Source organism: Bacillus sp. PS95, from assembly GCF_037963565.1.
Lineage (GTDB): Bacteria > Bacillota > Bacilli > Bacillales > Bacillaceae > Bacillus > Bacillus subtilis.
This window is the reverse complement of the sequence record NZ_CP150160.1, coordinates 2,527,075-2,540,171: the sequence shown is the minus strand read 5'-3', so window position 1 is coordinate 2,540,171 and position 13,097 is coordinate 2,527,075. Positions and strand designations below refer to the sequence as shown.

At 43.7% G+C, this 13,097-nt stretch carries 12 protein-coding genes; 11 read left to right on the top strand and 1 reads right to left on the bottom strand.

Annotation, left to right across the window (positions count from 1 at the left end; translation table 11 throughout):
- Positions 1 to 132: 132 nt before the first annotated feature.
- The 9 genes from lepA to mtaB all read left to right on the top strand — a co-directional run bounded on the left by lepA (position 133) and on the right by mtaB (position 11,204).
- Positions 133 to 1,971 carry a translation elongation factor 4 gene (gene lepA, locus NSQ12_RS13085; RefSeq protein ID WP_003229999.1) on the top strand — a complete coding sequence of 613 codons (1,839 nt, stop codon included), beginning with the start codon at positions 133 to 135 and terminating at the stop codon, positions 1,969 to 1,971.
- Between the two features lie 52 nt (positions 1,972 to 2,023).
- Complete coding sequence (gene hemW / locus NSQ12_RS13080; protein ID WP_129092540.1) at positions 2,024 to 3,163, top strand: radical SAM family heme chaperone HemW; 1,140 nt, start codon at positions 2,024 to 2,026, stop codon at positions 3,161 to 3,163.
- An 80-nt stretch (positions 3,164 to 3,243) separates the two neighbouring features.
- Complete coding sequence (hrcA, locus tag NSQ12_RS13075) at positions 3,244 to 4,275, top strand: heat-inducible transcriptional repressor HrcA (protein WP_003246126.1); 1,032 nt, start codon at positions 3,244 to 3,246, stop codon at positions 4,273 to 4,275.
- A gap of 71 nt (positions 4,276 to 4,346) precedes the next feature.
- Positions 4,347 to 4,910, top strand: coding sequence for a nucleotide exchange factor GrpE (gene grpE, locus NSQ12_RS13070; RefSeq protein WP_029317891.1), 564 nt, complete (start codon positions 4,347 to 4,349; stop codon positions 4,908 to 4,910).
- Positions 4,911 to 4,933: 23 nt separating this feature from the next.
- A complete protein-coding gene (gene dnaK, locus NSQ12_RS13065) occupies positions 4,934 to 6,769 on the top strand; it encodes a molecular chaperone DnaK (protein ID WP_339174880.1) in 1,836 nt (611 codons plus the stop codon).
- 199 nt (positions 6,770 to 6,968) lie between these two features.
- On the top strand, positions 6,969 to 8,096 hold the full coding sequence (gene dnaJ / locus NSQ12_RS13060) for a molecular chaperone DnaJ (RefSeq protein ID WP_003230010.1): 1,128 nt from the start codon (positions 6,969 to 6,971) through the stop codon (positions 8,094 to 8,096).
- A gap of 24 nt (positions 8,097 to 8,120) precedes the next feature.
- Positions 8,121 to 9,056, top strand: coding sequence for a 50S ribosomal protein L11 methyltransferase (gene prmA, locus NSQ12_RS13055; RefSeq protein WP_004398884.1), 936 nt, complete (start codon positions 8,121 to 8,123; stop codon positions 9,054 to 9,056).
- A gap of 22 nt (positions 9,057 to 9,078) precedes the next feature.
- Positions 9,079 to 9,849 (top strand): 16S rRNA (uracil(1498)-N(3))-methyltransferase, encoded by a 771-nt coding sequence (locus NSQ12_RS13050; protein WP_088326531.1) that lies wholly within the window; start codon positions 9,079 to 9,081, stop codon positions 9,847 to 9,849.
- Complete coding sequence (gene mtaB / locus NSQ12_RS13045; protein ID WP_088326528.1) at positions 9,849 to 11,204, top strand: tRNA (N(6)-L-threonylcarbamoyladenosine(37)-C(2))-methylthiotransferase MtaB; 1,356 nt, start codon at positions 9,849 to 9,851, stop codon at positions 11,202 to 11,204. The genes NSQ12_RS13050 and mtaB overlap by 1 nt, the downstream gene beginning before the upstream one ends.
- Positions 11,205 to 11,239: 35 nt before the next feature.
- Here the strand turns inward: mtaB and NSQ12_RS13040 are convergent, their stop codons facing one another.
- Positions 11,240 to 12,163 carry a Na/Pi symporter gene (locus tag NSQ12_RS13040; RefSeq protein WP_015714282.1) on the bottom strand — a complete coding sequence of 308 codons (924 nt, stop codon included), beginning with the start codon at positions 12,161 to 12,163 and terminating at the stop codon, positions 11,240 to 11,242.
- Between the two features lie 172 nt (positions 12,164 to 12,335).
- Here NSQ12_RS13040 and rpsU point away from each other — a divergent pair, with 172 nt between their 5' ends.
- Together rpsU and NSQ12_RS13030 are read left to right on the top strand one after the other, a co-directional pair.
- Positions 12,336 to 12,509 (top strand): 30S ribosomal protein S21, encoded by a 174-nt coding sequence (gene rpsU, locus NSQ12_RS13035; RefSeq protein ID WP_003152957.1) that lies wholly within the window; start codon positions 12,336 to 12,338, stop codon positions 12,507 to 12,509.
- A 14-nt stretch (positions 12,510 to 12,523) separates the two neighbouring features.
- Positions 12,524 to 12,970, top strand: a complete 447-nt coding sequence (locus NSQ12_RS13030) for a GatB/YqeY domain-containing protein (protein ID WP_003230022.1) — start codon at positions 12,524 to 12,526, stop codon at positions 12,968 to 12,970.
- The last annotated feature ends 127 nt before the right edge of the window (positions 12,971 to 13,097 follow it).

The following is a 13,097-nucleotide window of genomic DNA, read 5'->3' as shown; positions in this document are numbered from 1 at the left end:
TACGTGAAAGAGAAAAGCAGCCCAGATATGATAGGGAACTTTTCTCTTTCTTGTTTTACATTGAATCTTTACAATCCTATTGATATAATCTAAGCTAGTGTATTTTGCGTTTAATAGTAGGAGTGATAGATTGTGACAGATAAAGAAAAGCGTTTAGAGAGGCAATCGAGAATACGGAATTTCTCTATCATTGCCCATATTGACCACGGAAAATCGACCTTAGCGGATCGTATTTTAGAAAAAACGTCGGCAATCACTCAACGAGAAATGAAAGAACAATTGCTCGATTCTATGGATCTTGAACGTGAGCGGGGCATAACCATTAAATTAAACTCTGTTCAGCTTAAATATAAAGCAAAAGACGGAGAAGAATATATCTTTCATCTAATCGATACGCCGGGACACGTCGACTTCACATATGAAGTATCCCGAAGCCTTGCTGCCTGCGAGGGAGCGATTCTTGTCGTGGATGCAGCCCAGGGGATTGAAGCGCAGACGCTCGCCAATGTCTACTTAGCGCTTGACAACGATCTTGAAATCCTTCCGGTCATCAATAAAATCGACCTTCCGAGCGCCGAGCCTGAACGTGTGCGCCAAGAGGTAGAAGACGTTATCGGCCTTGATGCATCAGAAGCCGTGCTTGCTTCAGCAAAAGCCGGTATTGGGATTGAGGAGATTTTAGAACAAATCGTAGAAAAGGTGCCAGCTCCGACCGGAGATCCGGAGGCGCCGCTCAAAGCGCTGATCTTCGACTCGCTTTATGACGCCTACCGCGGTGTCGTGGCTTATATCAGAGTCGTTGAAGGAACGGTAAAGCCGGGACAAAAAATCAAAATGATGGCAACCGGCAAAGAATTCGAAGTAACAGAGGTAGGCGTGTTCACGCCGAAAGCAACTCCGACAAATGAACTGACGGTCGGTGATGTAGGCTTCCTGACTGCCTCAATCAAAAATGTCGGTGACACACGTGTCGGTGATACAATAACGAGCGCTGCTAATCCTGCAGAAGAAGCGCTGCCGGGATACCGCAAGCTAAACCCGATGGTGTACTGTGGTTTGTATCCGATTGATACAGCGAAGTATAATGATTTAAGGGAAGCTCTTGAAAAGCTTGAGCTGAATGATTCCTCCCTTCAATATGAAGCGGAAACTTCGCAAGCGCTTGGATTCGGGTTCCGCTGCGGATTTTTAGGCATGCTTCACATGGAGATCATTCAGGAGCGAATTGAGCGTGAGTTCAACATCGACCTGATTACAACAGCGCCAAGCGTTATCTATGACGTGTACATGACAGACGGCGAAAAGGTCGTTGTCGACAACCCGTCCAACATGCCGGATCCTCAAAAGATCGAACGGGTTGAGGAGCCATACGTAAAAGCGACGATGATGGTGCCGAATGACTATGTCGGCGCTGTGATGGAGCTTTGCCAAGGAAAACGCGGCAATTTCATTGATATGCAGTATTTAGACGCAAACCGTGTCAGCATCATTTATGATATGCCATTAGCGGAAATCGTATATGAGTTTTTTGACCAGCTGAAATCAAGCACTAAAGGCTATGCGTCCTTTGATTATGAACTGATCGGCTACAAACCGTCCAAGCTTGTGAAAATGGACATTATGCTGAATGGTGAAAAAATCGATGCCCTTTCCTTTATCGTGCATCGTGATTACGCATATGAACGCGGAAAAGTGATCGTTGAAAAACTGAAAGAACTCATTCCGCGCCAGCAGTTTGAAGTTCCGGTACAAGCCGCAATCGGCCAGAAAATCGTGGCCCGCTCCACCATAAAAGCAATGCGTAAAAACGTATTGGCTAAATGTTACGGAGGGGACATCTCGCGTAAACGGAAACTTCTTGAAAAACAAAAAGAAGGAAAACGCCGTATGAAGCAGGTCGGCTCAGTTGAAGTGCCGCAAGAAGCATTTATGGCAGTTCTGAAAATGGACGACAGTCCGAAAAAACAATAGAAGCCGCCGCAGTCTTGTACTGCGGCTTCTTTCTGTAAAGAAGGTGAATCCGTTGAAATCAGCTTATATCCATATCCCATTTTGTGAGCATATTTGCCACTACTGCGATTTCAATAAATATTTTATTCAAAGTCAGCCAGTCGACGAGTATTTAAACGCACTCGAACAGGAAATGATAAATACAATAGCAAAAACTGGGCAGCCTGATCTCAAAACAATCTTTATCGGAGGAGGCACGCCGACCTCCCTGTCTGGGGAACAGCTTAAAAAGCTGATGGACATGATCAACCGCGTACTGAAGCCCTCAAGCGACTTATCGGAATTTGCGGTTGAAGCGAATCCGGATGACTTGTCCGCAGAGAAATTAAAAATATTAAAAGAAGCAGGCGTAAATCGCCTCAGCTTTGGTGTGCAAACGTTCGAAGACGATCTGTTAGAAAAAATCGGCCGAGTGCACAAGCAAAAAGATGTATTCACCTCTTTTGAAAGAGCGCGGGAAATCGGTTTTGAGAATATCAGTCTTGATCTCATGTTCGGGCTTCCGGGGCAAACCCTCAAGCATCTGGAACATTCCATAAACACTGCTTTATCATTGGACGCCGAGCATTATTCCGTTTACTCCCTTATTGTAGAACCGAAAACGGTATTTTATAATTTGATGCAAAAAGGGCGGCTTCATCTTCCGCCGCAGGAGCAGGAAGCTGAAATGTATGAAATGGTGATGAGCCAGATGGAAGCTCACGGCATTCATCAATATGAAATCAGCAACTTTGCTAAGGCAGGCATGGAATCTAAGCACAATCTAACGTATTGGAGCAACGAACAATATTTCGGTTTCGGAGCCGGCGCTCACGGATATATCGGCGGCACACGAACAGTGAACGTCGGACCTGTTAAGCATTACATTGACCTGATAGCTGAAAAGGGTTTTCCGTACAGAGATACACATGAAGTGACAACAGAAGAACAGATTGAGGAAGAAATGTTTTTAGGTTTGAGAAAAACAGCCGGTGTCAGCAAAAAACGATTCGCAGAAAAATACGGCCGTTCCTTGGATGGACTTTTCCCAAGCGTATTAAAAGACCTCGCTGAAAAAGGGCTGATTCACAATTCGGAGTCTGCCGTTTATTTGACTCATCAAGGGAAATTATTAGGCAATGAAGTTTTTGGCGCTTTTTTGGGTGAGTTATAATTGACATTTTTCTTGTGGTTTGATACTTTTGTTATAGAATTAGCACTCGCTTATTGAGAGTGCTAACAGAGGTGATGATGATGTTAACAAATCGTCAGCTGCTGATCCTACAGGTTATAATCAACGATTTTATTAAATCGGCACAGCCGGTGGGATCAAGAACTCTTTCGAAAAAAGATGAAATCACATTTAGCTCTGCAACAATAAGAAACGAGATGGCTGACTTGGAGGAATTGGGCTTTATTGAAAAAACCCATTCATCCTCAGGACGTGTTCCGTCAGAAAAAGGGTATCGGTACTATGTTGACCATTTGCTGTCACCCGTCAAACTGACGAAAAGCGACCTGGACCAAATCCACTCGATCTTCAAAGAGAAAATTTTCGAGCTGGAGAAGACAGTTCAAAAATCAGCGCAAATTTTGTCCGATCTGACGAATTACACATCCATCGTACTCGGGCCGAAGCTGAGTGAGAATTACCTTAAACAGATTCAAATCATTCCGATTCAGCCTGATATGGCGGTAGCGATTCTCGTTACCAATACGGGGCATGTGGAAAACAAAACGATTAACTTTCCGACCAAAATGGATCTGTCTGATATTGAAAAACTGGTCAATATACTGAACGACCGATTAAGCGGCGTTCCAATGGATGAACTGAATGAGCGCATATTTAAGGAAGTTGTCATGTACCTAAGACAGCACATTAAGAACTATGACAATATACTCGACGCGCTTCGTTCAACCTTTCATTCCACAAATCACGTTGAAAAGTTGTTTTTTGGCGGGAAAATCAATATGCTGAACCAGCCTGAGTTCCATGATATCACCCGAGTTCGGTCGCTGCTTTCATTGATTGAGAAAGAACAGGATGTTTTAAAGCTGGTTCAATCCCCGCATACGGGGATTTCGATTAAAATCGGAAAAGAAAACGACTATGAAGAGATGGAAAATTGCAGTCTGATTACGGCTTCTTATTCCGTAGACCAGAAGCAGATCGGCTCAATTGCGATTATCGGCCCGACCCGCATGAATTATTCCAGGGTTGTCAGCCTGCTTCAGCATGTGACTTCGGACTTGTCAAAAGCATTAACAAGTCTGTATGATGAATAAGGGAATTTTGGCAAATTTTATCGAAGGGCAGCACCTGTCCTTCTCCTTACACTTTGAGGGAGGTGAACACAATGTCAGAAGAAAAACAAACCGTTGAACAAAACGAAACAGAAGAGCAAGAAATCATTGAAGAACAAGCTGCCGCTGATGAACATCAGGAAGAAACAAATGAAAGCGAACTTCTTCAAAACCAAATTAACGAATTGCAAGGTTTGCTTGAGGAAAAAGAAAACAAACTTTTGCGTGTTCAAGCAGACTTTGAAAACTATAAACGACGCAGCCGTTTAGAGATGGAAGCGTCCCAAAAATACCGTTCTCAAAATATCGTGACTGATTTACTGCCGGCTCTTGACAGCTTTGAACGAGCGCTTCAGGTTGAAGCCGACAATGAACAGACGAAAAGTTTGCTCCAGGGAATGGAAATGGTCCACCGTCAGCTCGTAGAAGCCTTGAAAAAAGAAGGCGTCGAAGCCATCGAAGCTGTAGGGCAGGAATTTGATCCTAATCTGCACCAAGCTGTTATGCAGGCTGAAGACGAAAACTACGGCTCCAACATTGTTGTTGAGGAAATGCAAAAAGGCTATAAGCTGAAGGATCGCGTCATTCGCCCTTCCATGGTCAAAGTGAATCAATAATTACATAGCAGGAGGTTATTCAAGTGAGTAAAGTTATCGGAATCGACTTAGGAACAACAAACTCATGTGTGGCAGTGCTTGAAGGCGGCGAGCCTAAAGTTATTGCTAACGCTGAAGGAAACCGCACAACGCCATCAGTTGTTGCATTTAAAAACGGCGAACGTCAAGTAGGGGAAGTGGCTAAACGCCAATCTATTACAAACCCTAACACAATTATGTCTATCAAACGTCATATGGGTACTGATTATAAAGTTGAAATTGAAGGAAAGGATTACACTCCACAAGAAGTGTCTGCTATCATCCTTCAACACCTTAAATCATACGCTGAAAGCTATCTTGGCGAAACAGTATCAAAAGCAGTTATCACAGTTCCTGCATACTTTAACGATGCTGAGCGTCAAGCAACAAAAGACGCTGGTAAAATTGCAGGTCTTGAAGTAGAACGTATCATCAACGAGCCGACTGCAGCAGCGCTTGCATACGGACTTGATAAAACAGATGAAGATCAAACGATCCTAGTATACGACCTTGGCGGCGGTACATTCGACGTTTCCATCCTTGAGCTTGGCGACGGTGTATTCGAAGTTCGTTCAACTGCCGGCGACAACCGTCTGGGCGGGGACGATTTTGACCAAGTTATCATCGATCATCTTGTGTCTGAATTCAAAAAAGAAAACGGCATTGATTTGGCAAAAGACAAAATGGCGCTTCAGCGTTTGAAAGACGCAGCTGAAAAAGCGAAAAAAGATCTTTCCGGCGTATCTTCTACGCAAATTTCTTTACCGTTTATCACAGCTGGAGAAGCAGGACCGCTTCACCTTGAACTTACATTAACTCGCGCTAAATTCGAAGAGCTTTCTTCTCATTTAGTAGAGCGCACAATGGGTCCTGTCCGTCAAGCGCTTCAAGATGCAGGACTTTCTGCAAGCGAAATCGACAAAGTCATCCTTGTCGGCGGATCAACTCGTATCCCTGCCGTACAAGAAGCAATCAAAAAAGAAACTGGAAAAGAAGCGCATAAAGGTGTAAACCCGGATGAAGTTGTAGCGCTTGGTGCTGCGATTCAGGGCGGCGTTATCACAGGTGACGTAAAAGATGTTGTTCTTCTTGACGTTACACCGCTTTCTCTCGGTATCGAAACAATGGGCGGCGTGTTTACAAAACTGATCGACCGCAACACGACGATCCCAACAAGCAAATCTCAAGTGTTCTCAACTGCTGCTGATAACCAAACAGCTGTTGATATCCATGTTCTGCAAGGTGAGCGCCCAATGTCTGCCGACAACAAAACACTCGGCCGCTTCCAGCTTACTGATATCCCGCCAGCACCGCGCGGCGTGCCTCAAATCGAAGTTTCTTTCGATATTGACAAAAACGGTATCGTAAACGTAAGAGCAAAAGACTTAGGCACAGGAAAAGAACAAAACATTACAATTAAATCTTCTTCAGGTCTTTCTGATGAAGAGATCGAACGCATGGTAAAAGAAGCGGAAGAAAATGCTGACGCTGATGCGAAGAAAAAAGAAGAAATCGAAGTCCGCAACGAAGCAGATCAGCTTGTTTTCCAAACTGAGAAAACATTAAAAGATCTTGAAGGCAAAGTGGACGAAGAACAAGTGAAAAAAGCCAACGATGCCAAAGATGCTTTAAAAGCAGCGATTGAGAAAAACGAATTTGAAGAGATCAAAGCGAAAAAAGATGAGCTTCAAACAATCGTTCAAGAGCTTTCTATGAAGCTTTATGAAGAAGTTGCTAAAGCACAGCAAGCTCAAGGCGGAGCAAACGCTGAAGGCAAAGCGGATGACAACGTTGTCGACGCTGAATACGAAGAAGTAAACGACGACCAAAACAAAAAATAAGTTCTTTTTAGTGTCAGACCCGCTTCCGGAGCTGACCGAAAAGAACACATTTCATAATCTGATTCAATGATTAGAAAGTCAAAGTCAGGCATCTCTTGGCTTTGACTTTTTTTCTTGCCCGGGATAAAAGGAATTGAAAAATCATAATTCAAAATGATACAATCTAATTTATGTGAGAAATTCGGGAGAGTGAAGCGAGATGAGTAAGCGTGATTACTATGAAGTGCTGGGAGTAAGTAAGAGCGCTTCAAAGGATGAAATTAAAAAAGCTTATCGGAAGCTGTCAAAAAAATATCATCCTGATATTAACAAAGAAGCCGGATCAGATGAAAAATTTAAAGAGGTAAAAGAAGCGTACGAAACGCTGTCAGATGACCAAAAACGTGCGCATTACGATCAATTTGGTCACACTGACCCTAACCAAGGCTTCGGCGGCGGAGGTTTTGGCGGCGGCGATTTCGGCGGTTTTGGTTTCGATGATATTTTCTCAAGTATATTCGGCGGAGGCACAAGACGAAGAGATCCAAACGCTCCGCGCCAAGGTGCTGATTTACAGTATACGATGACCCTGTCGTTTGAGGATGCGGCTTTCGGTAAAGAAACAACCATCGAAATTCCCCGCGAGGAAACGTGCGAAACATGTAAAGGCTCAGGTGCGAAACCTGGAACAAATCCAGAAACATGCTCCCACTGCGGAGGCTCCGGCCAGTTAAACGTGGAGCAAAATACACCGTTTGGAAAAGTCGTTAACAGACGGGTCTGCCACCACTGTGAAGGTACAGGCAAAATCATTAAAAACAAATGTGCGGACTGCGGCGGCAAAGGAAAAATCAAAAAACGCAAGAAAATCAATGTGACAATTCCAGCCGGTGTAGATGACGGGCAGCAGCTTCGTCTCTCGGGACAGGGTGAACCAGGAATAAACGGCGGCCCTGCTGGGGATTTATTTGTCGTGTTCCATGTACGCGCACACGAGTTCTTCGAGCGTGACGGCGATGATATTTACTGTGAAATGCCGTTAACGTTTGCTCAGGCTGCTCTTGGAGATGAGGTAGAAGTGCCGACGCTGCATGGAAAAGTGAAATTGAAAATTCCGGCCGGTACACAAACAGGAACGAAATTTAGATTAAGAGGCAAAGGCGTTCAAAATGTCAGAGGCTATGGACAGGGTGACCAGCATATCGTCGTCCGCGTCGTTACGCCGACAAATCTGACTGATAAACAAAAAGACATTATCCGCGAATTTGCTGAAGTCAGCGGAAACCTGCCTGACGAACAGGAAATGAGTTTCTTTGACAAGGTAAAACGCGCGTTTAAAGGCGATTAATTATTGGATGAGGAGTTGGTAGTTTTGAAATGGTCCGAATTAAGCATTCACACAACACATGAAGCGGTCGAACCTATCTCAAATATATTGCATGAAGCTGGTGCAAGTGGGGTTGTGATAGAGGACCCGCTTGATTTAATTAAAGAACGTGAGAATGTGTACGGGGAAATCTACCAGCTCGACCCCAATGATTACCCAGATGAGGGTGTCATTGTCAAAGCATATCTGCCGGTTAACAGTTTTCTGGGCGAAACTGTAGACGGCATTAAAGAAACGATTAATAATCTCCTTCTTTACAATATTGATTTGGGCAGAAACCACATCACTATTTCTGAAGTAAATGAAGAAGAGTGGGCGACTGCCTGGAAAAAGTATTATCATCCTGTGAAAATTTCTGAAAAGTTTACAATTGTGCCGACGTGGGAGGAATATACGCCGGTCCATACTGATGAACTGATTATTGAAATGGATCCGGGAATGGCTTTCGGCACAGGGACGCATCCGACAACCGTACTCTGCATTCAGGCGCTTGAACGCTTTGTGCAAAAGGGTGATAAGGTGATTGATGTCGGCACTGGTTCGGGAATTTTAAGTATTGCGGCTGCAATGCTTGAGGCTGAATCGGTTCATGCCTACGATCTTGATCCCGTGGCTGTAGAAAGTGCACGCCTCAATCTCAAGCTGAACAAAGTCAGCGATATTGCTCAAGTGAAGCAAAACAATTTGTTAGACGGGATTGAAGGGGAACATGATGTGATTGTGGCCAACATTTTGGCTGAAGTCATTCTTCGCTTTACTTCACAAGCGTACAGCCTGTTAAAAGAGGGCGGCCACTTTATTACGTCAGGAATCATCGGTCATAAAAAACAAGAAGTAAAAGAAGCACTGGAACAAGCTGGCTTTACCATTGTAGAAATCCTTTCAATGGAAGATTGGGTCAGCATTATTGCGAAAAAATAATAGTTAGTAGGTGTCACAGCGTATGCAACGATATTTTATCGAGCTCACGAAGCAGCAAATAGAGGAAGCGCCGGCTTTTTCGATTACCGGCGAAGATGTTCATCATATTGTGAACGTGATGAGAATGAATGAGCGAGATCAGATTATCTGCTGCTCTCAAGACGGCTTCGAGGCAAAATGTGAACTTCAATCTGTTTCCAAAGATAAAGTGTCCTGCCTTGTGATAGAATGGACGAATGAAAACAGAGAGCTTCCGATAAAGGTCTATATTGCGAGCGGCCTTCCGAAAGGAGATAAGCTTGAATGGATTATCCAAAAGGGGACTGAGCTCGGAGCTCATGCCTTTATTCCTTTCCAAGCCGCGCGTTCTGTTGTCAAGCTGGATGACAAAAAGGCAAAGAAAAAGCGGGAAAGATGGACGAAAATTGCAAAGGAAGCGGCTGAGCAATCGTACCGTAACGAAGTGCCGCGAGTGATGGATGTCCATTCTTTTCAGCAGCTTCTTCAAAGGATGCAGGATTTCGATAAATGTGTCGTTGCATACGAGGAGTCATCGAAGCAAGGGGAAATAAGCGCATTCAGCGCGATTGTAAGCAGCCTTCCGAAAGGATCATCTCTATTGATCGTATTTGGTCCCGAAGGCGGTTTAACAGAAGCGGAGGTTGAACGGCTCACAGAGCAAGACGGTGTGACGTGCGGCCTTGGACCGAGAATTTTAAGGACAGAAACCGCTCCGCTATACGCATTGAGCGCGATTTCTTATCAAACAGAGTTATTAAGAGGTGATCAGTAATGGCAACTGTTGCTTTCCATACGCTTGGCTGTAAAGTCAACCATTATGAAACAGAAGCAATCTGGCAGCTTTTCAAAGAAGCGGGCTATGAAAGAAGAGACTTTGAACAAACAGCTGATGTATATGTCATTAATACATGTACGGTTACAAATACGGGAGATAAAAAAAGCCGCCAAGTGATCAGACGCGCCATTCGTCAAAATCCTGACGGTGTCATCTGTGTCACAGGCTGCTACGCGCAAACCTCACCTGCTGAGATTATGGCGATCCCCGGTGTCGACATTGTAGTTGGAACACAGGACCGTGAAAAAATGCTTGGCTACATTGACCAATACCGAGAAGAACGCCAGCCGATTAATGGCGTCAGCAACATCATGAAAGCAAGAGTATATGAAGAGCTTGATGTGCCTGCTTTCACGGACCGCACAAGAGCGTCATTGAAAATACAGGAGGGCTGCAATAATTTCTGCACATTCTGTATCATTCCGTGGGCGCGCGGCCTGCTCCGCTCCCGCGACCCTGAAGAAGTCATTAAACAAGCGCAGCAGCTTGTCGATGCCGGATATAAGGAAATTGTTCTTACGGGTATTCATACAGGCGGCTACGGCGAAGATATGAAAGATTACAACTTCGCGAAGCTTTTGAGCGAATTAGACACCCGTGTGGAAGGCGTGAAACGGATCAGAATTTCTTCCATCGAAGCCAGCCAAATCACTGACGAAGTGATCGAGGTCTTAGACCGCTCAGATAAGATAGTGAATCATCTGCATATTCCTATCCAATCCGGATCAAACACAGTGCTTAAACGGATGAGACGCAAATATACAATGGAATTCTTTGCAGACCGTTTAAATAAATTGAAAAAAGCACTGCCAGGCTTAGCTGTTACTTCTGATGTCATCGTCGGGTTCCCTGGAGAAACAGAAAAAGAATTTATGGAAACCTATAACTTTATTAAAGAACATAAATTCTCTGAGCTGCATGTTTTCCCTTACAGTAAACGTACAGGAACACCAGCTGCACGAATGGAAGACCAAGTGGATGAAAACGTGAAAAACGAACGTGTGCACCGCCTGATTGCTCTTTCTGACCAGCTTGCAAAAGAATACGCTTCTCAGTATGAAAATGAAGTGCTTGAGATTATCCCTGAGGAAGCGTTTAAGGAAACAGAAGAAGAAAATATGTTTGTCGGTTACACAGACAATTATATGAAGGTTGTTTTCAAAGGTACGGAAGATATGATCGGCAAAATCGTAAAAGTCAAAATCCTAAAAGCAGGTTATCCTTACAACGAAGGACAGTTTGTCCGTGTGGTTGAGGATGAAATAACTGAACACATGCGTTTGTCTTCTTAACCTAAAAAATCGGTGCATTAAAATGTACCGGTTTTTTATTTAGCCGGGATAAGAAGGTGAATCAATCGGTAAAACAAGTTTGTAAGCGGAAGAAACAAAAGAGCTGTCACCACATTAAATAAAAGGCTGAAATGAGCAATCCTTTGGGCAGGATCAGGTGATAACTGTTCTACAAAGCCGGTCGCTGCGGTCAGAAAAGGCAATACTAGAGCGACCCCTAGCACGTTAAATACCACATGGGCATACGCTGTCTGTTTCGCCGCATATCCGCCGGATACAGCAGCCATGACAGCTGTAATGCATGTCCCGATATTTGATCCGAGTACGACGCTCATCGCCTGTGTCAGTCCGATAATCCCTTCATTCATAAAACTCATCAAAATGCCGATACAGACAGAACTGGAGTGAATGATGGCAGTTAAGACCATCCCGATGAGCAAAGCGGACCAGTTTGAATCGTTAACATGATATAGAACGTCGGCTCCCGTTTTCAGCTTCGTCAGCGGCCCGGCAAGATGGCTGAATCCGCTGATGCAAAAGAAGATGATGCCCAGTCCAAGGAAGCTTGTTCCCAGCTGTTTCAAAGGATACCTGCCAGTCAGAAAAAACAATAAACCTCCTATTAAAAGAACCCAAATCAAAATATCCATTTTGATAGCAATAAATTCAGTTGTAAAAGTAGAGCCAACATTTGTCCCCAGAATCATCGGTATCGTCCGCTTAAAAGAAAGAACGCCCGCACTTACAAAGCCGATGACAATGACCATAAAGGCTGAGCTGCTCTGAAGTATCCCCGTAAATACAATGCTGATAAGAAACGCTTTTAACGGATGGTCTGTAAATAAAAGCAAACGTTCTTCAATTTTTGAGTACGCCATTGAAATTAAGCCCTTTCGAAGCATGTTCATGCCTGCGAGAAAGAATAATATAAGAGCAGTAAAGCTAATCAGAATTAACATCCTATTCACCAACCCCTTTCTTTCATTATATAGACAGGCAGTCGCACTCATGACGGAAAAGTGAACTCACTTAGTTGACCTGACTGATGGCTTATATTATAATGTCAAAGTACATGTTTATATGTGTAACTTAAAGGTAGTCGATTGGTGTATTCGGAGGGAGGGAAAGAGAATGTCAAAAACGGTCGTTAGAAAAAACGAATCGCTTGAAGATGCTCTTCGTCGCTTCAAACGCAGTGTATCAAAGACAGGTACTTTGCAAGAAGCAAGAAAGCGTGAATTTTATGAAAAACCTAGCGTAAAGCGCAAGAAAAAGTCTGAAGCTGCTAGAAAACGCAAATTCTAAAAGAGGGTGGATTTATGAGTCTTCTTGAGCGTCTCAACCAGGATATGAAGCTGTATATGAAAAACCGTGAGAAAGACAAACTGACTGTCGTTCGAATGGTTAAGGCTTCACTTCAAAATGAAGCAATTAAGCTTAAGAAAGACAGTTTGACCGAGGATGAGGAACTCACTGTCCTTTCTCGTGAACTTAAGCAACGTAAAGACTCCCTCCAGGAATTTTCAAACGCTAATCGTTTAGATTTAGTAGATAAAGTTCAAAAAGAGCTGGACATTTTAGAAGTTTATTTACCTGAGCAGCTGTCAGAAGAAGAGCTGCGTACAATCGTAAATGAAACCATCGCGGAGGTCGGTGCGAGCTCAAAAGCGGACATGGGCAAAGTGATGGGGGCAATTATGCCTAAAGTAAAAGGTAAAGCTGACGGAAGTTTAATTAATAAGCTTGTGAGCAGTCAACTGTCTTAAATGGCAAAGAAAAGGACATCTTTCTAAGAGAGATGTCTTTTTTTATACATAAAAAAATGAAACCTTTGATACATTTGTTACGTATGAAGAGAAGGCACTTTATTATAAAAGGAAGGAGGGATACACC